This window comes from Bradyrhizobium sp. CCBAU 51765, assembly GCF_015291725.1.
GTDB classification, from domain to species: domain Bacteria; phylum Pseudomonadota; class Alphaproteobacteria; order Rhizobiales; family Xanthobacteraceae; genus Bradyrhizobium; species Bradyrhizobium liaoningense.
On record NZ_CP030038.1, the window covers coordinates 821,736 to 846,641 of the forward strand.

Consider the following 24,906-nt stretch of genomic DNA (forward strand, 5'->3'; position numbering starts at 1 on the left):
GCCCGGGCTTGTCCCGGGCATCCACGTTCTTTGTGCCATGTAGCCAGGCGTGGATGGCCGGGACAGGCCCGGCCATGACGCTGTGGAAGCAGCCGACGTCCCTCGCGGCTCATCCGTGTTCTACGTCGTCAGCTTCGGTGGCGGTGCGGTACCTTGCGACCATTTCTCCATCTTGCCGAGCACGCCCCAGACGGTGAGCGCGAGCGAGATCGGCATCGCGAACTGGCTGATGCCGGGCACGGCGGTCACGATCGTTCCGAGCAGTCCGGCGAGGCCGCCGGCGCTAGGACTCGCCGTCACCGACGAGAGCAGCGCGGTGAGCAACGAGCCGCCGATGCCGAGCGCGGTCTTCTTGCCGTCGAGCAGCTTGCCGACGGTCTCGCCGAGCGCGCCGTTGACCTGGCCCAGCATGGGCTTGCCGCTGCTCGTGTTGAGAAGGGTGCTGAGCAGGTCGACGACCTGCTTCAGCTGATCGACGGGGGCGGGGCTTGCCGGGGCGACGGGTCCCGGCATGGGCGCCGTCCTGTTGATGAGCGAGAAAAGCCGCTCGAACAGGCTGATCGGGTCATTCGTGGCAGGCAATGTCCTGCTCGGCACGGTCGCCGGCAGCGTCGTGCCGCCGGCTGACGGTCGCAGCAATTGCGCGAGGTCCTCCAGCCGCTTCAGGATCTGCGACAGGTCGACCGCCTGCACCGGGCCTCCAGGCTGCGTCGCGCGCGTGATCGCGGCGACCGTGGCCGCGTCGAGAAGCCCGGTATCCCTCAGGCCGTTCTGTTCCTGAAATTGCGAGACGGCGGCCCTGGTCTTTGGTCCGCTGATGCCGTCCTCGGCGAGCGGCGGATTGGCGCCGAGCTGGTTGAGCGCCTGCTGCATGAGAATGACCGTCGAGGCCACGTCGTCCTCGGGCTCGCCGCGGCCGGCGAATTGCGGGCTGCCGTCGAGCGTGATCGAGGAGTCGAGTGACATCATCGCATGCAGGATCACCGCCGTGCCGAGTTGCGAATCGACGTGATCGGAGTCGAACACATGGTCGCGAACGAATTTTCCCGCCCTTGCCTCCGGCGGGCCGTACAGCGTCGAGCCGCCATAGAGATAGGGCGAGTTGACGCCCTTGGCGTGATAGCCGAAGCCGTTGAACGCCTCGAGCCGGAACATCATCCGCGCGATGCTCCAATCGTTCGCGCCAATGAAGTTTTGGATTCTGAACGCGTCCACGGCGCCGTCCACGAACGTGGCAAAGGGGCCGCGCCCTTTCGGAACGAGCTTCGTCACGCGATGAAGCGACTCGCCGTTGCCGAGATACGTGTCGAAATCGAAGTTGGACTCGCGGTAGTGGCAGAGCGCGGTGAAGAACCAGGGGACGCCCGTCAGCCGCTCGATCTGCTGATACGTCGCCTTGCCGTTGAGGGCCTTGCGGGCGACTGCATTCGCCTCGGCCAGGCGTCCCGCCCGGATCTCGAGACCGGCCCAATTCCGCTCATACTCGTTTTTCAATCTTTCGAATGAGATCATTTTCCGCTCCCGCAAATTGACTGAATGATCGACTCTCCGTGCAAGCCAAAGTGAACCAGGTGCCGTGATCAGCGTGACTCCAGCGTCATCTCCCGAAATCTGGCAGGTCGCCGGCCCGGAGCATGTGAAATGGCTTACAGCTTCGGCGGGAAATCATTGGTAGAACCGGGAGCGCGTGCGACCACCCTTCGGGGGAACCGGCTCGGCCCTCCACCGTTAGCGATGAGGCGGTCCGGCAAGGAATCCCGCATGGCCAAGCGCGTCCTCGCGATCGGTATCGAACCCGGCAATGCGGACTACAGCGCGTTTCCGCAGGTCACGCCGGAGCTCGTGCGCGGCCATATCGAGGCGCAGCTGTTGCGCCTGCGCGATCTCGGCTTTGAGGTCACGAGCTGCCTGATCGATCTCGATGCGACCGCCGAAGCCGTCGTCACGGCGGTGCTGCAGGACGAGAGCTTCGACTGCATCGTGATCGGTGCCGGCCTGCGCGAGCCGAAGGAGCGCCTGCTGATGTTCGAGAAGGTGCTCAACCTCGTCCATCGCATGGCGCCGAACGCCGCGATCTGCTTCAACACCACGCCGGCGGACACCGCCGAAGCGGTGCAGCGCTGGGTCGAGCCGTGAGCTGACGGCACTCGGTTGCAGAGCTCGCGTGTATCGGTTCATTTTCACAATCACCAATTGACGCGACCGGCCTGTGGCGCAATCATCCGCAGTCATCACGGGTGGGGAATCTTCATGTCCAGGTTTGTTTTGCTGCTGGCCTGCGCGGTGGTGCTTGCGGGCTGCGATGCCGTGAGCACGGTGACGGAAGGGTTCAAACAGTCGAAGGCGGTGGAGGCGGACCTCGAGCAGTCGACCGGGGTCAAGCCGGCGGTCGGCTTCAACTGGCACAACGGAAGGCTGGTGTCGGTGACGGTCCAATTCCCCCGTCTCTACCAGGACAAGCCGCTGAACGAACTCGCGGGCCTCGTCCGGGACGCCGTGACCAAGGATTTCAAGCAGACGCCGGAGAGGATTGTGCTTGCGTTTGCGGTCGACAAGTGACGGCCTGGCCGAATTTGAACTTTTCTTTCGTTCTGGTGACCAAGGCATGATGGCCAGACCGGATCGGGCTTTTGATATGAGATTCGTTGCCGTTACCTTCGCCTGCATTCTCGGCCTCTCGATGCCCGCCGAGGCAAATGATGCGCGCACCTTCAATGCGATGGTGACCTTGGCCAATCGCGGAGATGCCGACGCGCAATATCATGTCGGCATGATGCACAATAACGGCATCGGCACGCCGCAGGATCGCAGCCAGGCCTTCGAATGGTTTCAGAAATCGGCCGCGGCCGACCACCCCCTGGGGGCCTACAAGCTCGGTTGTTATTATGACGGGCAAGGCGCGGGGGTCGTCGCAACCGACTCGGATCAAGCGCTGAAATACAAGCTCGTTTCGGCCAAGGCCGGCTATGCGCGAGCCCAGCACGACGTCGCCCTTATGTACGACCGGCAAGGCAATTCGGAAGAAGCGCTGAAATGGTGGAAGCTGGCAGGCGATCAGGGGCTTCCCGCCGCGCTCTTCAGCCTGTCCCGGGCGTATTCCGCGGGAAAGGGCACGCCGAGGGACCTGTCCCTGTCGTACGCCTATTTCAAGCTCTCGAAGGTCGCACCGGCCAAGAATGTCAACGAGATGGCTTCGATGTTGTCCAAGCCGGAGCTCGAAAAGGCCGAGAAAATCGTTGCCGAATGGAAGCCGCAACCGACCGCTCTGACGCTCAAGGCATTCGCCGGCATCACAGCCGCGGAAGATCACTTGAAAGCTGCCAAGAACCAAGCGTTCTGACTTGGCCTAGATCAACCGCAGCCCTTCAAGCTCGCGTGGCCCGCTCTTACCCACGATGATGTGGTCGTGCACGGCGATGCCGAGCGGCTTGGCGATGTCGATGATCGCTTCCGTCATCTGGATGTCGGCCTGCGAGGGTGACGGATCGCCCGACGGATGGTTGTGCATGACACGCTGCCTTTGTGCGTCACATTGAACACACGATCGATTTTCAAGTTCGGAACGTGGACAGGGGAATGCAAGACGTGATCGATTGTGATCATCACGTTAGCACACGAAGATGCCTGTATAAGCCATTTCACTCACGAGTGATCATCCGCGGACTTCAGCTCTCACCTCGAAGGACTAAACCATATCGAGGGAGAAGGAGATGCTCACACACAGCCACATCATTGTCGGGGCCGGGTCCGCTGGCTGCACACTGGCTAGCCGCCTAACGGAGGACCCCGACACTCGCGTGCTTCTGCTGGAAGCCGGTAGCTGGGATCGTGATCTGCATATCCACATCCCGCTTCTGTGGCCCCGGATGTTTCTCAAACAGCGGAACGACTGGGGCTTCTTCACCGAGCCTGAAGCGAGCATGGGCGGCCGGCGCATCGAATTCGCGCGCGGCAAGGTCATCGGCGGTTCATCCTCGACCAACGCCATGGCCTATGTGCGTGGCCATCGCAGCGACTATGACCGCTGGGCGTCGGCCGGGCTTCCCGACTGGTCCTATGCGCACGTTCTTCCCTATTTCCGGCGGCAGGAGTCATGGGAAGGAGGTGCCGACGCCTGGCGCGGCGGCGACGGCCCGCTCACCACGTGCTTCAGCCGCTACCAGGACCCCCTCGTGGACGCCTTCATGGTAGCGGGAGAAGCAGCCGGCCATCCGACCACACCGGACTACAACGGCGCACAACAGGAAGGCTTCGGCCGCTGGCAATCGACCATCCGCCGTGGACGGAGATGCAGCGCGGCCGTTGCCTATCTGCGGCCGGCGCGGCGGCGTGGCCGGATCGACATCGTCACGGGTGCCCGGGCGAGCTCCATTATCTTCCAAGGCCGACGCGCGGTCGGCGTCGAGTACCTGCACGGCGGCAGGACGCAGACGGCACATGCCGATCGCGAGATCATCCTTGCCGCCGGCGTCATCGGTTCGCCGCATCTGTTGATGCTGTCGGGCATTGGCGATCCCGACGTGCTTCAGCGCCACGACGTTCCGGTCCGCATGGCGCTGCGCGGCGTCGGGCAGAACTTGCAGGACCACATCTCCGCGCCGGTCGCCTATGCTCGACGCGGCGCCGGTCCGTTGCACAGACGCATGCGCGCCGACCGGATCGCGATCGATCTCGTGCGGCAGCAGCTGTTCGGCACCGGCATCGCGAGCGACCTGCCCGCGGCCGCCATGGCGTTCCTGAACACTGGGGTCGGCGGCAATGTGCCGGATGTGCAGTTCCTGTTCGTCGCGCTTCCCATGACGGCCGGACCCTACTTCAGTCCGGTCGTGAAGCCCTATGCCGATGGCTTCGCCTGCCGGGTCGCCCTGCTCAGGCCGGAGAGTCGGGGGCATCTGGAACTCGTTTCGCGCGATCCATCAACCGCCCCACGGATCGTGGGCAACTATCTCGCGACTGATCGCGACCGCATAGTCTTGCGCCAGGGCCTGCGGCTGGCACGCGACGTCGGGCATCAGCTTGTGCTGAAACCGTTCATCGCCGCCGAAGTGGCGCCGGGCCCGGACAATTGGTCGGACGCCGGGCTCGACGCCCATATCGCGGCCACGGGTATCACCGTCCATCATCCGCTCGGCACGTGCCGCATGGGACCGGAAAGCGATGGAACGGCCGTTGTTGACAGCGAGTTGCGCGTTCATGGGGTTGAGAACCTTTGCGTTGTCGACGCATCGGTAATGCCGGACATGATTGGCGGTAACATCAACGCAGCAGTTATAATGATCGCGGAAAAGGCTTCTGATATCTTGCGAGGCAGGCCAGTCCTCGCTCCAATGCCCGGTTGTTGAGGGACTCTCCCAATGCGTCGTTCTGCGAGTTTCGCGGTCAGGTTCGCTCTAGCTGGCCCCGGGAGTCCGCGACATTCAGATAAGCCGCATCCCGCGCAGGCTCGCATGCCCGCTCTTGCCGACGATGATGTGGTCGTGCACGGCAATCCCGAGCGGTTTTGCGATGTCGATGATCGCCTTGGTCATCTGAATGTCGGCCTGCGAGGGCGAGGGATCGCCGCTGGGGTGGTTGTGCACCAGGATCAGCGCGGTCGCCGATAATTCCAGCGCGCGCTTGATCACCTCGCGCGGATAGACCGGGGTGTGGTCGACCGTGCCGGTCTGCTGCACCTCGTCGGCGATCAGCTGGTTGCGCTTGTCGAGGAACAGCAGGCGGAATTGCTCCTTGTCGGCAAATGCCATGCTGGTGCGGCAATAGTCGATCACCTCGTTCCAGGACGACAGCGCATTGCGGCTGTTGACGCCGCCCTTGGCGACGCGATGCGCCGCCGCGGCGATCAGCTTCAGCTGGTTGATCGCGGATTCGCCGACCCCGTCGACCTCGCGCAGGCGCGCCACCGGCGCATGCACGACCTCGGCGAAGGAGCCGAACGTCTTGATCAGTATTTTCGCCAGCGGCTTGGTGTCGCGCCGCGGCAGCGCCGGAAACAGCGCCATCTCCAGCAGCTCGTAATCGCTGAGCGCATCCGCGCCTGCGCTGTAGAAGCGTTCGCGCAGCCGCTCGCGATGGCCGTGATAGTGCGGCGCGTCCTCAGGCTTGCTCTTGTCGTGGTCGGACTTGGCGGGCATTGGCCGCCAGCATTGCCGGGGAACTGCGTTTTTGCAACCGTCAATTGCGCCTGCCGATCGCCGTTCGCCCGCGCAGCGGCGCAGGAGGCGGGCGGCGGTGCCGCGTCCGGCGGTCGTCTCCGCGCGGCGATCGTCGTCAATTGTCATCGCGCGCCACCTTGCCGTCGTTTCCGAAAGCCGGTTGTGATAACATGAATTGTCGGATGTTGGTCTTACGGTGGCGCCGAAACGGGAAGCCGTCGATGGATGTCAGACGAAGGATTCCTCACACAGCGCTTCGTAGCCTCGTTCGCTCGTTCGAGGAACGGCGCGGAGCATTGGGCCCCGACAGGCTGACGTGGCCGCTGACGGCACGGCCCCACCAGATCATAGACATCTATCTGGGCGATCCATTCCGTCTTCGAATTGATGGAGGCCCCCTGCAAGCGGCCCCCGAAACGGTCGTGGTCGGTCCGCAAGGGTCGCGCCGTATCCAGCTCTACGCGTCTGGAGAGGTTCACATCTTCAACATTCTGCTGCAGCCGGCTGCACTCAACCGCCTCGTCGGCGTGGATATGACGTCGCTCGTCAATGAAGGCATTCCGGCCTGCGACGTGCTCGGCAGGCGTGCAATGTTGCTGAGCGACGCCGTTCGTCTGGCTGCGGACTTCGACTCGCGCGTTGCCGCGGCAGAACGTTGGTTCGGGATGATGCAGGATGGCAGTTCAGCTCAGGATGGGATCGATCATGCGTCGCGTCTGCTGCTGGAATCCCGCGGTCGCGTCCGTATCGACCATCTCGTGAGGCAATCGGGTCTAAGTGCCCGCCATTTCCAGCGACGGTTCACCGCCCAGGTGGGTCTGTCCCCCAAACTTTACGCGCGCACGGTCAGGTTCGACGCAACCTTGACGGCCCATCGCAATCAGCCGGCAAAACCGTGGACCGGCATCATTCACGCAGCGGGATATTTCGATCAGGCGCATTTCATCCGTGAATGCCATGCGTTGGTCGGCGTCGGACCAAGTCATTTCGTCGGCGACTGGGAGAACATTTTTTCTCCGGATGGCTGAAATATACAAGCGCGCCGGTCGAAGGCGGCTATTTTCTATCGCACGAGAAGGTGCGCCCGATGTGGGCATGGATAGTGCTCGGGTCGGAACGCATGATCGATGCGACCAGGCAAAGGGCTGTTTCGATGGCGGCAAGTGGCGGGATGAACTCCCGGCGATGCATTCTGGCAGGTATCGCGGCGATGTTGGCGCTGGTCTCGTCGAGATCCGGCACCGCGTTTGCGGAAGACAAGCCTCCAATGTCCAGAGACATCGTGGTGACGCTGCTCGGGACGGGTGCGCCGCTGCCAAGTCCCGTACGTTTCGGGCCGGCAACGCTGGTCCAGGCCGGCGGACTGAATCTGCTTTTCGACGCTGGGCGGGGCGTTACGGTGCGCCTGTTTCAGCTAGGCATGTCTTCCGGCAGTGGTATCGATGCCGTCTTCCTCACTCATTATCATTCAGACCACGTCGCCGGATTGCCTGATCTCTGGATGACGGGATATATGTTTGGACCGTTTGGATCTCGCGCCAAGGCCATGCGGCTGTGGGGGCCATCGGACGGAACGGGCGCGGCGAGTGGTGTGGCGAAGATCGCCAAAGGCCTGGCCGAGGCCTTCTCCGACGATGTGCGAATCCGTCAGTTGGACGAACATATTTCTGCGGCCGCCACCCAGATCGAAGTCCACGATTTCCACGGAGATCGTGTCGTGTTCGACGAAGCCGGAGTCAAGGTCACCGCGTTTGCGGTCAACCACGGCGACCTCATCAAGCCATCTGTGGGCTATCGGATCGACTACGAAACAAGGTCTGTCACCATTTCAGGCGACACGAAGTTCGACGAAAACCTGATCAGGCACGCGACGGGAACGGACCTCTTGATCCATGAAGTTTTTGCGATGTCGGAGCAAATGGCAAAACTGCCGCAACTCAAGCCCATCGCGGCTCATCACACCTCTCCCGAGGAAGCCGGGACGGTTTTTTCCCGGGTGAAGCCGAAGCTCGCAGCCTATTCGCACATCGTCCTTCTGGGCACGGACGTGCGTGAGCTCCTGACGCGGACGCAAAGCACCTACCAGGGGCCGCTGGAGGTTGGAGAAGATCTGATGCGCTTCACGATCGGTGATCGCGTGGTCACGAAGAGATGGCACACCGAGCTTCGAAAGTATCCAGATTAGATCATCTTTCTCCACCGCAGGGGAGAGATGAACACGGATAGCCCGCTGAACCGCATTCCATCAAAACGGTACTCGCATCCGTCATTCCGGGCTCGACTTCGTCGCGCCCCGGAATGACGACGGAGATGGACTGGTGTCGGCAATCACCCGATCTGCTTCTCGCCGTGCCGCTCCGACAGCGTGAAGATCTCGACGCCCGTCGCGGTGACGCCGACGGAGTGCTCGAACTGCGCCGACAGCGAGCGGTCGCGGGTGACTGCGGTCCAGCCGTCGGAGAGGATCTTCACGTGCGGCTTGCCGAGATTGATCATCGGCTCGATGGTGAAGAACATGCCGGGCTTGAGCTGCACACCCTCGCCGGGCCGGCCGACATGGATGATGTTCGGCTCGTCGTGGAACATGCGCCCCAAACCGTGGCCGCAGAAATCGCGCACCACGCTCATGCCCTGCGGCTCGACGAAGCTCTGGATGGCATGGCCGATGTCGCCGGTGGTGGCGCCGGGCTTCACGGCGGCGATGCCGCGCATCATCGCTTCATAGGTGACCTCGATCAGCCGCTCGGCCTTGCGCGCGATCGGGCCGATCGCATACATCCGGCTGGAATCGCCATACCAGCCGTCGACGATGAAGGTGACGTCGATGTTGACGATGTCGCCTTCCTTCAGCGGCCGGTCGCCGGGCATGCCGTGGCAGACCACGTGGTTGAGCGAGGTGCAGGTCGAGTAGCGGTAGCCGCGATACATCAGCGTCGCCGGATAGGCGCCGTGGCTGAAGGCGAAGTCGCGGACGAATTCGTCGATTCTGGAGGTCGGCACGCCCGGCCCGACGATGTCGGTGAGCTCGTCGAGGCATTTTGCCACCAGCGCGCCCGCCTTGCGCATGCCGGCAAAGGCGCTCGGCCCATGCAGCTTGATCTGTCCGGTCTTGCGCAGGGAGGTATCGGTGGCTTCGACGTAGCTCATGCGGATGCGGTCTTCCTCGATGTCGGTGGAAAGGCTTGATTTCAGGCCCCAATTTAATGATTGGCGGCCTTCATGCAAGCCGAGCCTGCCGGCCCTGGGTGCGAAAGCGGCCTAATTCGGGACTTCTACGGTGGTTTCCACGGGGAGGGCGCCGCCGCGGATGCGGATTTCGCGGACCGGATAGGGAACCCGGATGCCCTCGCGCTTGAACGCCTCCCACAGCTCCAGCATCACGTCGCTCTTGACCTTGTCCATGCCGTCGGGGTCGGCGATCCAGAAGGTCAGCGAGAACTTCATGCCGGCTTCCGCGAACTCGGTCAGGATGCAGGTCGGCGGCTTGCCCTTCTGCGCCCGCGGATGGGCGGCGGCGGTCTCGGCGGCGAGCGTGCAGACGAGGCGCGGGTCGGCGTCGTAATTGGTGCCGAAGGCGATCTTCACCAGCGTGTTCTTGTCGGTATAGGTCCAGTTGACGACCTTCTGCGTCACCAGATCCTCGTTCGGCACCAGGAATTCGCGGCCGTCGCCGGCGGCGACGGAAATATAGCGCGTCTTCATCGCGCTGATGCGACCGGTATTGTCGCCGATGGTGACGAGATCGCCGGGCTTCACCGACTTGTCGGCGAGCAGGATGATGCCCGAGATGAAATTGGCCACGATCTTCTGCAGGCCGATACCGATGCCGACGCCGACCGCGCCGGAAAACACCGCGAGCGCCGACAGGTCGATCCCGACGGCGCCGAGCGCGATCACGATCGCGACCGTGAGCAGCCCGATGCGGATGATCTTGACCAGCAGCACCTGCACCGACGGCGTCAGATCGGTGGTCGCGTTGATCCGGCTCTCGGCAAAATTGCTCGCGATGTTGGTGGCCCAGAGGGCGATGAGGAGGAGCGCACCGGCCTTGAGTGCCAGCAGCGGAGTCAGCCTGAGGCCGCCGAGCACGATCGCGAAGGAATCGAGCACGTCGACCGTCGCGTCGAGCTGGCCGAGGATGGAGAGCGCGGCGACGAACCACGCCGTGATCGAGACCAGCTTGACGATGAAGGCGTTGCGCAGCACCGAGGTCACGAGCCGGATCACGAGCCAGGCGAAGCCCAGCTTGGCTGCGACCATCAGGAGATAGCTGCGGCTCGGCCAGGTCGCGTGGTACATCACCACGCGCGAGATGATCACGAGCAGCGTGAACACCGCCGTCGAGGCGCTGGAGACCATCACCCGGACGAAATGCCGGAGCGGCAGCGGCAGCCGCATCGCCAGCGAGGTCATGTCGATGCGGCTGCGAATCGCGGTCTCCGCGGCATAGGCGATGCCGGCGGCCGCCAGGATGAGACCGAATTGCAGGTAGAACCAGGGTGAGGAGATTTCCGCCCCGACGCTGCGTGCGGTCGTCTGCACGAACTCCATGAAGTCTTTGAGGTCCATGTCCATCGGTCTCGTCGGCAAGCGGGGGAGGAATTGATTCGAGGGAGCCGCAAAATCCCACAAGGGGCGCGGCCGGACCATCGATACACCGTCAAGTGAAGCGCGTTAAGGCCGCAAAATGCGGGCAGATTGCCTCGAACCACGGAAAATGGGTTGGCGCGCGAGTCCGGCGACGATAAGGATGCAATCCCAGCGATTTTTACCCGGAAGGTGGATGGCTTCCCTCGACTCCGTCAGCATCGCCATACTGCTCGGCGCCGTCCTCATCATGGCCGGCATCCTCTCGAGCCTGCTCGCGTTGCGCTTCGGCGCACCCTTGCTGCTCGTCTTTCTTGCGATCGGCATGCTCGCCGGCGATTCCGGCCCTGGCCAGCTCCAGTTCGACGACGTCCGCACCACCTATCTGGTCGGCTCCGTCGCGCTCGCCCTGATTCTGTTCGACGGCGGCCTGCGGACGCGCTTTGCCAGCATCCGTACTGTGCTCGCCCCGTCCGTGATGCTCGCGACCGTCGGCGTGCTGCTGACCGCCCTTGTCACGGCGCCGTTCGCGAAATACGCGCTCGATCTCAACTGGTCGGAATCGCTGCTGGTCGGCGCCGTGGTGGCCTCGACCGATGCGGCCGCGGTGTTCCTGCTGGTGCACACCCAGGGCCTGCGCCTGCGCCCGCGCGTCGGCGCGACGCTGGAGGCGGAATCCGGCACCAACGACCCGTTCGCGATCTTCCTCACGCTCATGCTGGTGGAATACATCTCGATCGGCTCGAGCTCGCCCGGCCATGTGCTGGTGGAGTTCATTCAGGAGGCGGTCCTGGGCGCCATCGTCGGTGTCATCGGCGGGCGCCTGGTCGTAATCGCCCTCAACAAGGTGGCGCTGCCGCAGGGCCTGCATGCCCCGTTCGTGGCCACAGCTGCCCTCGTGATCTTCGGCGGCTCGCAGATCATGCACGCCTCCGGCTTCCTCGCGGTCTATCTCGCCGGCATCATCATCGGCAACCGGCCGACCCGCGCGCATAATTCGGTGGTGACGTTCCTCGATGCTGCCACCTGGCTGGCGCAGATCGTGATGTTCGTGCTGCTCGGCCTCTTGGTCTCGCCGAGCCGGCTCGGCACCAGCGTGCTGCCGGCCGTCGCCGTCGCGCTCGTGCTGATGCTGGTGGCGCGGCCGCTCGCGGTGTTCGTGTGCCTTTCGCCGTTCCGCTTCAACTGGCGCGAGAAGATCTTCATCGCCTGGACCGGCCTGCGCGGCGCGGTCGCGATCTTCCTGGCCTCGATCCCGATGCTGGTCGGGCTGTCCAAGGCCTATCTCTATTTCGACGTCGCCTTCGTCGTCGTCATCATCTCGCTCCTGCTGCAGGGCTGGACGCTGGCGCCCGCCGCACGCAAGCTGCACGTGGCGCTGCCGCGCGCCGAGCGCGGCCCGCGGCGCGTCGAACTGGATCTGCCCGGCCAGCTCGAGCAGCAGCTGGTCGGCTATCCGGTGCGGCCCAAGAGCCTGTATTTCCGCCGCGGCCTGATCCCGTCCTGGTCCAAGCCGACGCTGGTGATCCGTAACCAGAACATCCTGACGCCGGCGGAAGCCGACCCGATCGCGCCCGGCGACTACATCTATCTGCTGGCCCCGCCGGAAAAGGCCGAGTCGCTCGACCGCTTCTTCGTCGACATGCAGCCGAGCACGGCGCCCGATCCGCATCTGCTCGGCGACTTCATGGTCTCCGGCGACCACACGCTCGCCGAGCTCGCCGAGATCTACGGCATCAAGGTCGGTGAAGACGAAGGCAAGCTGACCTTGGCGGACTATTTCGACGTCCATCTCGACCGCGCGCCGAAGGAGGGCGCCGAGCTCGCCCTGGACGAGATCGTCCTTGTCTCGCGCTCGATCTCCGGCGGCCGCGTCAATCTCGTTGGCTTGCGTCTGCCGGAAGAAGACGAGTCGCCCGAGCCGCTGACGCGCGCACAGGCGCTGCGGAAGAAACTTGCGGAGCTGTGGACCTCGGTGGCGGGGGTTTAGCCTCCTCTCGTCATTCCGGGGCGCGCGTCAGCGCGAACCCGGAATCCATTTATCCTCTGAACGAGCGGCGAGATGGATTCCAGGCTCGCCCTTCGGGCGCCCTGGAATGACGAGATGGGACAACCGCCACCAAATCGCCGCAACCGCTGAAGATTCGCGCGGCCTCGTGACTGTGGAACCCGGAACGCTCCGCGGCGCCGCTCGTTTTTCGCGTGGCAGTCAACGTCTTTGACAGGAGCAGTTCCATGCGCAAGTTCATCTTGCCCGCCATCGTCGCCATCGGGCTCGGCGCAGCGGCGCCGGCAATGGCCTATGACGCCGGCGATCAGATCTCGATGCAGGTCGCGCTCGATGTCGCGACCGACATCGGCGTCGTGACGGTCTCTCACACCCAGTTCCTCGGCGATGAATGGCAGATCGAAGGCCGCGATCGCACCGGGCGCTGGATGGAAGTCGATGTCGATGCCCGGACCGGCGAGGTCCGCAATGTCGACCGCGGCTGGTAAAGCCGAAGCGACGGAAGCGCTGCTATCCGGGCACCGTCCTCTCCGCCGTCATTGCGAGCGCAGCGAAGCCATCCAGATGGTCACCGCGGAAAGATTCTGGGCTGCTTCGCTGCGCTCGCAATGACGGTGGGGCGGGATCGTCGCTCTTCATCCAGGCTACAAGTGCCTCACGTCAGCACCTTCACCCCGCCGAAACTCGTCACGCGGCCCTGCTTCAGCAAAACGATCTGCGTCGCGAGCTGGCGCAGCTCGGCGGCGTCGTGGCTGACATAGACCATCGGGACGTTGGCTTCGTCCCGCAGCCGCACCAGGTAGGGCAGGATCTCGAGCTTGCGGCCCTCGTCGAGCGCGCCGAGCGGCTCGTCGAGCAGCAGCAGCCGCGGCTTCGACAGCAGCGCGCGTCCGAGCGCGACGCGCTGGCGCTCGCCGCCGGAGAGCTTTCCGGGACGGCGATCGAGCAGCGCACCGATGTCGAGCAGGTCGACGATGCGCTTGTGCTGGGAGGCATCGGGCGGCAGGCGGTTCATCCGCCGTCCATAGTCGAGATTCTGCGCGACGGTGAGATGCGGAAACAGCCGCGCGTCCTGGAACACATAGCCGATGCGGCGGCGCCAGGTCGGGACATGGATGCCGGCCGCGCTGTCATCCACGGTTTCGCCGTCGATCACGATGGTGCCGCGGTCGGGCCGCAACAGCCCTGCGATCATGTTGACCAGCGACGTCTTGCCGGCACCCGAGGCGCCGAACAGGCCGATGGCACGGCCTTCGCTGGCGAAGGATGCATGCAGCGAGAATTCGCCGAGCTGCTTTTCGATGTCGACGCGCAGCATGGTCAGTTTCCGTGCAGCCGCGCGGTGGCGCGGCGGGCGAACCACTCGGCGGCGATCAACGCGCCCAGCGCCAGCACGATCGAGACGATCACCAGCCGTCCCGCCGCGGCATCGCCGTCCGGGGTCTGGATCAGCGAATAGATCGCCGAGGATATCGTCTGGGTCTCGCCGGGAATGTTGGAGACGAAGGTGATCGTCGCGCCGAACTCGCCGATCGCCTTGGCAAAGCCCAGCACCATGCCGGCGAGCACGCCGGGCAGCGCGAGCGGCAGCGTCACCGTGAAGAACACTTTCCACGGCGCGGCGCCGAGCGTCTCGGCCGCCTGCTCGAGCCGGCGATCGATCGCCTCGATCGACAGCCGCATCGGGCGTACCAGCAGCGGAAACGCCATCACGCCGCAGGCCAGCGCCGCGCCGGTCCAGCGGAATGAAAAGACGATGCCGAGATAGTCGGCGAGGAAGCCGCCGACGAGGCCGCGGCGGCCGAACGTCAGCAGGAGCAGATAACCGGTGACGACAGGCGGCAGCACCAGAGGCAGATGCACGACCGCGTCGAGCAGCGACTTGCCCCAGAAATCACGCCGCGCGAGCAGCCACGCCAGCGCGATGCCGAATGGCGTCGCCACCAGCGTTGCGATGATGGCGACCCTGAGCGAGAGCAGGATCGCCGTCCATTCGGCGGGAGAGAGGTCCGACATCAAGCCGCAGATATCACGTCGCAAGCCCTAAGTTATGGGACTGACCAGGAACTTGAAACCGTACTTCTCGAAAATGGACTTGGCCGCCGAGGAGCGCAGGAACGCCAGATAGTCGCCGGTCTCACCCTTCGCGGTCGTGGTCGCGGCGACGGGATAGATGATCGCCGGATGCGAATCCGCCGGGAAGGTGCCGATGGTCTTCACGCCGGGCTCGACCTTGGCGTCGGTCGAGTAGACGATGCCGAGACCGGCTTCGCCGCGCGCGACAAGGGTCAGCGCGGCGCGCACGCTCTCGGCCATGGCGAATTTCGGCTCCGCGGCCTGCCAGGCGCCGAGCTTCTCCAGCGCGGCCTTGGCATATTTGCCGACTGGCACGGACTTGACATCGCCGGTCGCGATCCTGCCGTCGCCGGCCAGCTTGGCGAGGTCGAAACCCTGCGCGATGTCGACGTTGTCGATCCTGGCATCCTTCGGCGCGATCAACACGATGCTGTTGCCGAGCAGGTTGACTCTGGAAGGTTCGTTGATGGTCTTCTTGGAGATCGCGTAGTCCATCCAGTCGGTGTCGGCCGAAACGAACACGTCGGCCGGCGCGCCCTGCTCGATCTGCTTGGCGAGCACCGAGCTTGCCGCATAGCTGACGCTGAACTTGACGCCGGTCTTGGCGGTGTAGGCGGCGTCGATCTCGTCCAGCGCGTTCTTCATCGAGGCGGCGGCGAACACGGTGATGGTCTTGTCCTCGGCGGCGGCGGGCGAGAGGGCTGCGCCCGCGAGGATCATGAAGGCGGTGAAAAGTCCTGAAATACGTAACATGGGGAGCGCTCCGTGCGAGTCCGCGCGCGGCAAGATGCACGCGCAAGTCTGGCGTTGGGTGGGTTGATGCGACGGGTGGAAGCGCTGCTCCACGCGGCCCGGCAGCGGCTTACGACCGGCAGGGATATCGCTCCAGGCAAACATAGCAGGCCGAGGCGTCAGGTCAAAGGGCGACCGTTTGGTCAGTTCAACGGCGCCTATTGCGCCGGCAGGACTGCGATCGAGACCGAATTGTCCCTGGCGCCGCTGACCTGGAGCACGAAGGGCTGTGCCGACAGCTGGTATTTCATGGTCTTGCGGATGCCCTCGCAATCGGTCGCGCCGCTGAAGTCCATGGGCTTGAGGACATGCCCGTCCTGGACCACGTCGACCCAGGCGCCAGTGGACAGGCTGATCGTGTAGAGCCCGGCTTTGGCGGACTTGACGCTGGTAAATCCGGCAAAGGTGCCGTCCTTTGGCGCGCGCTCCGGCGTCGTCGGCAGCCTTGCTTCGCTCGGGACAATCAACTCCAGCGTGATGGCTGAGGACGGCAAAGCCGCCTGCTCGCTTCCCGAGGCGAGCTTGGTGCGGTCCGGTGCCGTGAGCGCGGCGCGCTCGCGCTCGATCGGCCATTTGAACTTGTCGCAGCCGCTGTGTTCTTCGGCGGCGAAAGCGGAGGTCGCGCTGATTGTGAGCGCAGCGAGCAGCGGGAGGACGCGCATGTGAAATCCCATCGTTGGCCACGCGACCGGCGCGCGGCTTGCAGTCCGGCTTGTTGAAAGGTGGGATGCACATCCCCGATGCCGCGGGCTTACGGCTCGGCGGCAGGGCAGGTTACCGCATTCGGGTGCGGCGAACCAATCAACGAGTTCGTCATCCCGGGGGGCGCAGCGCGAGCCCGGGATCCATAACCCAGGGAGGAGTTTGGCGAAGATTCGGAGTGGCTACCTCACGCCACGACCGCTCCCTGTGGCTGGGTCCCCGGGCTCGCTTCGCGCCCGGGATGACACAGGGATGACACAGGTGGGTGAGGCGGCGTCGTCGCTTACGGCTTCGCGTCGCCTGCGTGCAGCACGATCTCGCACACCGCCGGCTCCCGCGCCGCAATCTGCATCTGGCTCCGTCGACTGGGGATTTATCCTAAAAGGGGAAGGCGGCCTGCGCCTTGGCACTCCAGAGCGTGTAATCGCGGCCCAACCCGCCGACTTCACCACCGATCGAGACCCGCGGTCCTCCTGCGAATGTCATCGCCGCGCCCGAGGTGACGCGCGTCGACCATGACTGGAGGACGACGAGCGGAACCGTGGCGATCGCGGAAAGCCCGCTGGTATCGGTCCCGTCCTTGCTGAAATAGTAGTCGGCGTAGATGCCGACATAGGGCGCGAGGGTGAGATCGGACCCGATCATCCAGGATCGCGCGGCCTTCAGGCCGGTGCTCGCGCGACCGGAGGAGAAATTTCGGTCGGTCTGCGCAGTACCGAGGCTGTCCGTATAGCCATCCTGATGCTCCCACAGCGCGTAGAGGCGCGCGGATGGTTCGAGGTCGATATCGGCCAGGCGGTAGTTGCCGGTCAGGCCCGCCGACACGAGCACGCGCCGGCCGGGCAACGAAGCCGCGGCCGTCCCGGCCGTCAGCGAATAGTCGAGTCCGGTATAGGCCACGGCGACATCGAGGCGGAGACGATTCCAGAACCGCCAGCCGAGATAGGCGCCGCCGGTCCAGCCGTCGCCGCGGAGCCGGGCGGTGAGAAAGGCCGAGTCATATCGGAAGTTCTCGTAACCAACGAGCATGCCGATCAGGACGTCGGGCGTCAGCCTGCGGGTCAGGCCGGCCGTCACATTGATCTGACCGCCGGAGAGATCGTTCGCGGTGCCGGAGTTGTTGCGAATGCCCCCTCCGCGCACATCGATCCAGGCCTGCCAGTCGCGCTGCGCGACGCGCGGCGACGCTTTCGTCACCGGCCGGGCGCGACCCGCGTAAGCGAGCGCCGAGAAGGCATCGTCGACCCGGTCGTTTGTCGGCGACCGCGTGGCCCCGAACGGTCCTGGCCTGCCACCGTCATCATCGGCCGCGGCGAAGTTGAACCGCATGCCGTCACCGTTCGACGTCACCGGCGATGGATTGTCGGAGAAGCCGTCCGCGATCGCGCCGTCGATGGCGCCAGAGATGGCTTGGCCCGAAATCTGCGCCACGGTCCTGGTCGCGACGATCTGCATCGATCGCAGCCTGCTGCTGTCGGCCGGCACGTTCACCATCTGGGCAAGCGCTGCGGACGCAGACCCTGAGAATCCGGGGCCGGCATTATATGTCGCCGTGATGTTGTGCGTCCCGACCGAGAGCGATGCCGTTGTCAGGGTGGCAACGCCCCCGCTCAGGGCAACGGTACCGAACACGACGCCGCCGTCGCTGAAGGTCATCGTGCCGGACGGAGAACCGCCGCTGCTTGCCACCGATGCACTGAATGCCACGGCCTGCCCGGACTGGCTCGGGTTCGGCGATGACGTCAGGGTCACCGACGTGCTGGCGTTGGTATAGGTGAAGCCGGCGGAGAGCGTGCTGCTGCCGACATTGTTCGTGACGACCACATCGACCGCCCCCGCGGCATGCGCCGGGACGACGGCGGTGATCTGCGTGCCGCTGTTGACGGTGAAGGAGGTCGCTGCGCTGCTGCCGAACGCCACGGCCGTGGCAAAAGTGAAGCCAGTGCCGGTGATGACGACTGACGTGCCGCCAAGCGCCGCGCCGGTGTTCGGGCTGACCGAGGAGACCGTCGGCGCCGGCGCATTGACGCAGAGGCCGGCGACACTATCCCCCGGATTGAGCGTGCCGCCAAAATGCAACGCGTCCGATGTATCCGCCGGCACGACGTAGGTGAAAGCCGTTGTGGTCGGACCCGCCAAGACCGCGAACGCCGTACCATCTATCAGGGACATGAAACTGTTCCCGGAATTGTTCGTAAGGGTGAGCGTGATCGTGTCGCCTCGGACAAATCCTGTCCCCGGCGTGGTCACGCCGAGGGGTGTGATGCTGATCGCATCACAGCCCGGCGAAGCTATTGCGGCATCCAGCCAGCCGAACGCCGCGCACAGCGATGCCAGCGCCACCAACGCCTTCCGAACGATCCGCATTCCAGTCCCCCGGTCTGTCGCGCCAGAGGCGCGGCAGACGTGCCGCAAGTCCGATCCCGCTGCATAGCAGGCAGCCCAGTGGGGCAATGTGCCCAGAATCTCATGTTCACATCTCGGACGAATGCTGGTGCCGAAACGACACAATCACCGGCAGCGGACGGCCGCTGCCAACCCATCGTCGGTTGCGTGCCGCTGTTCGGCTGAGTACAGATGAACGACGAGGTTGGCGCCCGGCCGGGGCACCAGCAGATAAGGCCGCGCGATCTTGCCGCGTTGAGCAGCGATGCGGACGAAGGACATATGAGCGAGCTGGCGGCGGCGCCCCCCGGAATCGGCAGGCAGGCGCTGGAGGCACTTCGCGCGGCGACGTCGGATATCTGCGACGTCATCCCGCTGAACGCGCCGGACGACTTCTACTTGTTGTCCGCGACCAAGATGACCGGCAAGGGCATGCTGGTCGAGAGCGTTTCGTCGCCGCTCGAATATGATCGTACGGCCGCGCATATCGCGCGTGGCGGTCTCGATCACTATCACATCACCCTTTGCTTCCAGGGACAGGTAGGGTTTGCCTCGGGGCGCCGCGAAATAGCCCTGCGCCCCGGTGACGTCTGCCTGATCGACATGGCGCAGCCGAGCCGCACCTGGCTGACGGGGGCGGGCGGGGAGCGTTCGCGGCAGACCTCGCTGATCCTGCCGCGTCCGGTGCTCGCCCCGCGGCTGGCGCACCCGGATTCTTCAACGGCGACGCTTCTGCCGGGATACGATCGTCGTGCGCGTCTCCTCGCCGATCAGTTCGCGGCGCTTTGGCAACAACCTGAAACCTCCGACGCAGCCGCCGTGACCGCGGCGATCGTCGATGGCATATGCGACGTCATCGCGGAAGTCGCCGGCCGCGCGGCCGACGCTCGTGGCGATGTCGGGCGGGCGGAACGCCGACTACTCCTGGCGGCGATCAAGCAGCATATCGACGCCAATCTCCACACCGGCGCGCTCAGTGCTGACGATCTCTGCAGCCGCTTTCGATTGTCTCGCGCCAGCCTCTACCGGCTGTTCGAGTCCGATGGAGGTCTTGCGCACTATGTGCAGGATCAGCGCCTCAATCGCGCTTTGCTTCTGCTCATTTCGCCGGCGGCGCGGAGCAAACGCTTGATCGATCTCGCGGTCGAACTGCAATTCAGCGGCGATTCCACCTTTGTCCGGGCCTTCCGCCGCCAGTTCGGCCTGACGCCGGGCGAAGTCAGGGACCGCGCCGAGGCATGGTCCCGTGAAACGAGCGCGGCCGACGGCCCGCTCCATGTTCTCGGCCGGCGGTGATTCCCCAAAGCCGTGGCGGCGGCGTAGCTTACGGCTTCGCGTCGCCCGCGTGCAGCACCGCCCTGCAGGCCGCGGGCATCTGCGCCAGCGTCATCGGCGGCTTCGGTTTTGGCGGCTCCGGCGGCGGCTTGGGATGCAGCACCGCGTCGGAGAACCAGTAGGCGAGGTCGGCGGGTTTGCAGCCTTCGTCCTCGGCCTGTGACGGCTGGCCCTCGCACTCGCCGGCCCCCGGCGGGCAACGCATGCGGATATGGAAGTGATAGTCGTGGCCCCACCACGGCCGGATCTTCGACAGCCATGCGCGGTCGCCCTTGGCCTCGCGGCACAGCGCCTTCTTGATCGCGGCGTTGACGAAGATGCGCTGCACCGCGGGCTCCCGCGCGGCATCGCGCAGCACCAGCACGTGGCCAGGCGTGAACACCTTGGGGTCGACGTCGAGCCGGTCCTGGCGCACCATCATCACCGCCGACATGTCCTCGCGCTCCTCGCGCGCGAGCCGGCGGTTCGGCATCGGCGTCAGCCAGATGTCGGCATCGAGGCCGATCTGGTGGCTGGCATGGCCGGACAGCGCCGGCCCGCCGCGCGGCTGGGCGATGTCGCCGACCAGGATGCCGGGCCAGCCCGCGTCCTTGTGCGCCTTCGCCGCGAGCCGCTTGATCAGCGCAATCATGTCGGGATGACCGTAGCTGCGATTGCGCGACAGCCGCATCACCTGCCAATGGTCGCCGTTGACCGGAATCTGCTCCGCGCCGCCGATGCAGCCCCTGGCGTAGGAACCGATGACATGGGCCGGCCCCTTCGACGGCAGCAGCTTTCGCGCGAACAGCTCCTTGGCGGGGAGATCGGGATCGTTCGGATTGGCGAGCGGCGGCAGCGGCTTCGGGGTGATGCTGCCCTTGTCCTGGCCCAGCGCACCGCCGGCAGCCAGCAGAGCAAGCGAGAGCAGGAGGAGTGTGATGCTGCGGCGACTCATGCTGGCATCCTTATAGCCCAATGCGGCATCAGGGTTAACAACGAGGCATTGAGCGGACCGCAACATCACGGCGCACGGGACCAAATCGCGTCTCAAATGGCCGCTTTTTAACGCCGCAATAACCGTATCCCGCATTGACCAAAATTCGTGCGCGGAGGGAGGAATATCTGGGGACCGCATGCAATCGCGCACGATTTCGGAACGGATTCAAGCGCGCGCGCAATTTTGCGCCGGATCGTCCATTGATTGCGGTGCCGGACCGAGTTCGAAGGCGCTTGCCGCTGCGGCCGCGCCGCGCAAACAGGCAGCAGGGTGTGCTTCGCGCGGACCGCGGTCGGGCAAGATTACTTTTTTTTCAGACACTTGCCTCAAGACTGCGGCCGCCGGGCGCGCGACTGGGACGAGTGAAGTTGAGTTTGGGGTCTCGAAAGACGAAAAAGCGAAAGCAAGACGTGCTTGCCCGCACCGGCAGGAAGGCGCGCAAGCCGCGTTTCGCGTGCGCGCCGCGAGACCTTGTCGAGCGCGACGAAGTCCTGCGCAGCCGCGCCGAGGCGGAAGCCGCGATTGCGGAAGCGCGCAAATCCCATGAGCGCCTGCGCCAGGCCATTGACATCCTGCCGCAGGGCATCGTGTTCCTCGATGCCGAAGGCCGCTACGTCCTCTGGAACAAGAAATACGCCGAGATCTACAGCAAGACCGCCGATCTGTTCGAGGAAGGCGCGCGCCTCGAAGACACGCTGCGCATCGGCGTCGCCCGCGGCGACTATCCCGAGGCCATCGGTCATGAGGACGAGTGGATCGCCGAACGTCTGCAAAAGCTTTATCAGCCCGGTGCGCGCCATGAGCAGAAGCTGTCGGATGGTCGCGTCATCCTGATCGACGAGCGCCTGACCGAGGACGGCGGCGTCGTCGGCCTGCGCGTCGACATCACCGAATTGAAGCAGCGCGAGGCCTCGTTCCGCCTGCTGTTCGACGGCAATCCCGTGCCCATGATCGTCTGCGCGCTGGATGACGAACGCATCATCGCCGTCAACGACGCCGCGGTCGCGCATTACGGCTACAGCCGCGCCGAGTTCGAGCGGCTGAAGATCCGCTCGCTGCAGGCCTTCGACAGCGAACCGCCCTGGACCGCCGAGCGCTCCAGCGAGGAACAGGCCGGCCGCACCTGGAAGCATGTCAAGGCCGACGGGACGCTGATCGACCTTGCAATCTACTCCCGCGAACTGACCTATGCCGAGCGGCCCGCGGTGCTGCTCGCGCTGATGGACATCACCGAGCGCAAGCGCGCCGAGGCGCGGCTCGCCTTCATGGCCCAGCATGACACCCTGACCGGCCTGCCCAATCGCAGCCTGCTGCGGCAGCAGATGGACGAAATGCTGCTGCACACGCGGCGCAGCGCCGAGAAGGTCGCGCTCCTGATGCTGGGGCTCGACAATTTCAAGGCGGTCAACGATACGCTGGGGCATGCGGTCGGCGACAAGCTCCTGCGCGGCGTCGCCAAGCGGTTGCGCTCGACCCTGCGCGAAGAGGACGCGCTGGCACGGCTCAATTCCGACGAGTTCGCGATCGTGCAAGGCGGATTGACCCGTCCCGAGGACGCGGTGATGCTGGCCAAGCGCCTGCTGGAAGCCATCGCCGATCCCTATCTGCTCGACGGCCATTCCGTGGTGATCGGCGCCTCGATCGGCATCGCCATGTCGCCCGGCGACGGCGACGATTCCGAGAAGCTGCTCAAGAGCGCCGACATGGCGCTGTCGCGCGCCAAGCTGGATGCACGCGGCACCTTCGCCTTCTTCGAGGCCGCGCTCGATGCGAAGGCGCAGAGCCGCCGCAAGACCGAAGTCGAGCTGCGCGACGCGATCCAGAACGACGTGCTCCGTCCCTATTACCAGCCGCTGGTCGATCTCCAGAGCGGCCGCATCACCGGCTTCGAGGCGCTGGTGCGCTGGCCGCATGCCGAGCGGGGCATGGTCTCGCCGGCCGAATTCATTCCGGTCGCCGAGGACACCGGCCTGATCAATCCGCTCGGCGGGCAGATGCTGCGCCGCGCCTGCCTGGATGCCGCGGCCTGGCCCGACGACGTTCGCGTCGCCGTCAACCTGTCGCCGCTCCAGTTCCGCAGCGGCAATCTGCTCTCGGTGGTGACGGACGCGCTGAAACATTCCGGCCTGCCGCCGCGCCGGCTCGAGCTCGAGATCACCGAGACGCTGCTCCTGGAGAAGAGCGCGCAGGTGCTGGCGACGCTGCACGCGCTGCGCGCGCTCGGGGTGCGCATCTCGATGGACGATTTCGGCACCGGCTATTCCAGCCTCAGCTATTTGCGCAGCTTCCCGTTCGACAAGATCAAGATCGACCAGTCCTTCGTGCGCGATCTCGGGGCCAACCGCGAGGCGCAGGCGATCATCCGCTCCATCGTCAGCCTCGGCAAGGGCCTCGGCGTCACCATCACCGCCGAAGGCGTCGAGACCGAGGCCGAGCTGAGCTGTCTTCGCGCCGAAGGCTGCCACGAGGGCCAGGGCTTTCTGTTCAGCAAGGCCCGGCCGAATGCAGAGATCGTCAGCCTGCTTGCGGCACAGCGCGGGATTGATGCCGCCGATGACGAGGACGCCGCGCTGGTGGCGTGATATCTCGTTCCTTTGGTGCGTAAGGGACGCGCCACTCTCTCGGTTAATCTCTTCCGCTTGCGGGAGAGGCGGAGCAAGCCTGCAGACAGTCCCCGTGCAATTCATACGTTAGCCCTGCCGCAGGCGCGGGAGCGAGCAGACCGGCGTTGCGGCCGTCATCAGCGTTCCGCCAAAATCGCCTTCCCGACATCCTCGTAGTGGCTATCCCGCGCCTGGATCTGCTGCGCGATGGCGTGCATGTCGCGGAACCTTCGCTCGAACGGGTTGCTGCGGAACACCGCGGTCGCGCCGGCCATGTGATAGGCCGTGTCGACCACGCGTGCGGATTGATGGATGGTCCAGGTCGCGGCGAGGCGGACCGCGTTGCGATGCGCCGCGCTGAATTCGCCGGTCGCAGCGAGGTCGCGCCACATCGCGTTCGCGGCCGCATAGAGATAGGCGCGGGCGGCACGCAAATCGCCCTCGGTGCGGCCGATCAGCCCCTGGACCGCCCCATTGTCGCGCATGGCGCCGGCCGCCAGCGATTGGTGCTTCTCCCGTGCCAGCGTGATAGCGGCATCCAGCGTGGCGCGCGCGACGCCCAGCGACACTGCGGCAAAGCCGAGGCTGAAGGTCGCGCCGGTGCCGATCTTGTAAAGCGGGCCCGGCTCGCGCAGCGCCGACGGCACGTCGCGAAACGCCGTGAAGCGCTCGGGGATGAAGAGGTCGTTGACCTCGTAGGAGTCCGTGCCGGTGCCGGCGAGCCCGATCGCCTGCCAGACGTCGTGCAGGGTCGCGCTCGCAACCGGAAACAGGATGGTGCGCAACTCCGGCGACCCGTCGGCATTCTTGCGCGGCACGCCGTCAGCGCCGACGATGCGGACATGCGCGCCCAGCCAGCTCGCCTGCCGCGAGCCTGAGGCGAAGTCCCAGCGCGCCGTGACGCGATAGCCGCCCTCGACGATGCGTGCCTCATGCGCAATCGCGCCCCAGGCGAGGATGCCGGGCGGGGTGTTGAAGATGTCCTGCGCGGTGTCCTGGTTGAGCCAGGCCGCGATCATCCCGCAGACGCTGCACTGGCCGAGACACCAGGCGGTGGACGCATCCGCCTTGGCGATTTCCTCCAGCATCTGCATGAAGGCTTCCGGCGTGGCTTGCGCGCCGCCGAGGCTCTGCGGCAATAGTGCCCGGTAGAGCCCGTTCTCGATCAGGGCATTGACGACCGCAGGCGTCAGCCGACGGCCCCGCTCGGTCGCGTCGGCTTCGCGAGCCACCAAAGGGGCGATCGCGCGCGCCCGCTCGACCAGGCCAAATCCGGAAAGCTCGGACATT

21 protein-coding genes and 1 pseudogene are annotated in these 24,906 nt (G+C 65.2%); 10 read left to right on the forward strand and 12 right to left on the reverse strand.

The genetic code is table 11. The features are described from left to right. Positions 1-120: 120 nt before the first annotated feature. Positions 121-1,512: a peptidoglycan-binding protein gene (locus XH96_RS03830; RefSeq protein WP_194391128.1), complete on the reverse strand. Its 1,392-nt coding sequence runs from the start codon at positions 1,510-1,512 to the stop codon at positions 121-123. Positions 1,513-1,761: 249 nt separating this feature from the next. On the opposite strand from XH96_RS03830, the gene XH96_RS03835 reads away from it, so the two are divergent. The 3 genes from XH96_RS03835 (at position 1,762) to XH96_RS03845 (ending at position 3,340) form a co-directional block, all read left to right on the forward strand. After that, a complete protein-coding gene (locus XH96_RS03835) occupies positions 1,762-2,136 on the forward strand; it encodes a hypothetical protein (RefSeq protein ID WP_194391129.1) in 375 nt (124 codons plus the stop codon). A 114-nt stretch (positions 2,137-2,250) separates the two neighbouring features. After that, positions 2,251-2,559, forward strand: coding sequence for a hypothetical protein (locus tag XH96_RS03840; RefSeq protein ID WP_194391130.1), 309 nt, complete (start codon positions 2,251-2,253; stop codon positions 2,557-2,559). Then, complete coding sequence (locus XH96_RS03845; RefSeq protein ID WP_194391131.1) at positions 2,537-3,340, forward strand: tetratricopeptide repeat protein; 804 nt, start codon at positions 2,537-2,539, stop codon at positions 3,338-3,340. The genes XH96_RS03840 and XH96_RS03845 overlap by 23 nt, the downstream gene beginning before the upstream one ends. Positions 3,341-3,346: 6 nt before the next feature. Here the strand turns inward: XH96_RS03845 and XH96_RS03850 are convergent. Next, positions 3,347-3,511, reverse strand: a pseudogene (locus XH96_RS03850) (JAB domain-containing protein); the annotation flags it as partial. A 199-nt stretch (positions 3,512-3,710) separates the two neighbouring features. On the opposite strand from XH96_RS03850, the gene XH96_RS03855 reads away from it, so the two are divergent. Next, positions 3,711-5,342 (forward strand): GMC family oxidoreductase, encoded by a 1,632-nt coding sequence (locus XH96_RS03855; protein ID WP_194391133.1) that lies wholly within the window; start codon positions 3,711-3,713, stop codon positions 5,340-5,342. 75 nt (positions 5,343-5,417) lie between these two features. Here the strand turns inward: XH96_RS03855 and radC are convergent, their stop codons facing one another. Next, on the reverse strand, positions 5,418-6,131 hold the full coding sequence (gene radC / locus XH96_RS03860) for a DNA repair protein RadC (protein ID WP_194391134.1): 714 nt from the start codon (positions 6,129-6,131) through the stop codon (positions 5,418-5,420). 242 nt (positions 6,132-6,373) lie between these two features. Between radC and XH96_RS03865 the strand changes: the two genes are divergently transcribed. Next, positions 6,374-7,180, forward strand: coding sequence for an AraC family transcriptional regulator (locus XH96_RS03865; protein WP_194391135.1), 807 nt, complete (start codon positions 6,374-6,376; stop codon positions 7,178-7,180). Positions 7,181-7,272: 92 nt separating this feature from the next. Continuing rightward, a complete protein-coding gene (locus XH96_RS03870) occupies positions 7,273-8,337 on the forward strand; it encodes an MBL fold metallo-hydrolase (protein WP_246789944.1) in 1,065 nt (354 codons plus the stop codon). Between the two features lie 143 nt (positions 8,338-8,480). On the opposite strand, the gene map is transcribed toward XH96_RS03870, so the two are convergent. Together map and XH96_RS03880 are read right to left on the reverse strand one after the other, a co-directional pair. Continuing rightward, a complete protein-coding gene (gene map, locus XH96_RS03875) occupies positions 8,481-9,299 on the reverse strand; it encodes a type I methionyl aminopeptidase (RefSeq protein WP_028179759.1) in 819 nt (272 codons plus the stop codon). Positions 9,300-9,410: 111 nt separating this feature from the next. Further along, a complete protein-coding gene (locus tag XH96_RS03880; protein ID WP_194391136.1) occupies positions 9,411-10,727 on the reverse strand; it encodes a mechanosensitive ion channel family protein in 1,317 nt (438 codons plus the stop codon). Positions 10,728-10,935: 208 nt separating this feature from the next. Here XH96_RS03880 and XH96_RS03885 point away from each other — a divergent pair, with 208 nt between their 5' ends. Next, positions 10,936-12,729: a potassium/proton antiporter gene (locus XH96_RS03885; protein ID WP_194391137.1), complete on the forward strand. Its 1,794-nt coding sequence runs from the start codon at positions 10,936-10,938 to the stop codon at positions 12,727-12,729. Between the two features lie 245 nt (positions 12,730-12,974). Next, positions 12,975-13,235, forward strand: coding sequence for a PepSY domain-containing protein (locus XH96_RS03890; RefSeq protein WP_194391138.1), 261 nt, complete (start codon positions 12,975-12,977; stop codon positions 13,233-13,235). Between the two features lie 167 nt (positions 13,236-13,402). Here the strand turns inward: XH96_RS03890 and modC are convergent, their stop codons facing one another. The 5 genes from modC to XH96_RS03915 form a co-directional block, all read right to left on the reverse strand. Beyond that, positions 13,403-14,065: a molybdenum ABC transporter ATP-binding protein gene (gene modC / locus XH96_RS03895; RefSeq protein ID WP_194391139.1), complete on the reverse strand. Its 663-nt coding sequence runs from the start codon at positions 14,063-14,065 to the stop codon at positions 13,403-13,405. Between the two features lie 2 nt (positions 14,066-14,067). Then, a complete protein-coding gene (modB, locus tag XH96_RS03900; RefSeq protein WP_194391140.1) occupies positions 14,068-14,763 on the reverse strand; it encodes a molybdate ABC transporter permease subunit in 696 nt (231 codons plus the stop codon). A 27-nt stretch (positions 14,764-14,790) separates the two neighbouring features. Next, entirely contained in the window at positions 14,791-15,576 is a 786-nt protein-coding gene (gene modA, locus XH96_RS03905) for a molybdate ABC transporter substrate-binding protein (RefSeq protein ID WP_194391141.1), read from the reverse strand. 197 nt (positions 15,577-15,773) lie between these two features. Further along, entirely contained in the window at positions 15,774-16,277 is a 504-nt protein-coding gene (locus tag XH96_RS03910) for a hypothetical protein (protein WP_194391142.1), read from the reverse strand. Positions 16,278-16,695: 418 nt separating this feature from the next. After that, entirely contained in the window at positions 16,696-18,684 is a 1,989-nt protein-coding gene (locus tag XH96_RS03915; RefSeq protein WP_194391143.1) for an autotransporter domain-containing protein, read from the reverse strand. 435 nt (positions 18,685-19,119) lie between these two features. On the opposite strand from XH96_RS03915, the gene XH96_RS03920 reads away from it, so the two are divergent. After that, positions 19,120-19,998 (forward strand): helix-turn-helix domain-containing protein, encoded by an 879-nt coding sequence (locus tag XH96_RS03920; protein ID WP_246789946.1) that lies wholly within the window; start codon positions 19,120-19,122, stop codon positions 19,996-19,998. Between the two features lie 28 nt (positions 19,999-20,026). Here the strand turns inward: XH96_RS03920 and mepA are convergent, their stop codons facing one another. Next, positions 20,027-20,971, reverse strand: coding sequence for a penicillin-insensitive murein endopeptidase (gene mepA / locus XH96_RS03925; protein WP_194391144.1), 945 nt, complete (start codon positions 20,969-20,971; stop codon positions 20,027-20,029). Between the two features lie 452 nt (positions 20,972-21,423). On the opposite strand from mepA, the gene XH96_RS03930 reads away from it, so the two are divergent. Continuing rightward, positions 21,424-23,595 carry an EAL domain-containing protein gene (locus tag XH96_RS03930; protein ID WP_194391145.1) on the forward strand — a complete coding sequence of 724 codons (2,172 nt, stop codon included), beginning with the start codon at positions 21,424-21,426 and terminating at the stop codon, positions 23,593-23,595. Positions 23,596-23,753: 158 nt separating this feature from the next. On the opposite strand, the gene XH96_RS03935 is transcribed toward XH96_RS03930, so the two are convergent. Further along, positions 23,754-24,905: an acyl-CoA dehydrogenase family protein gene (locus tag XH96_RS03935; protein WP_194391146.1), complete on the reverse strand. Its 1,152-nt coding sequence runs from the start codon at positions 24,903-24,905 to the stop codon at positions 23,754-23,756. Position 24,906 lies beyond the last annotated feature (1 nt).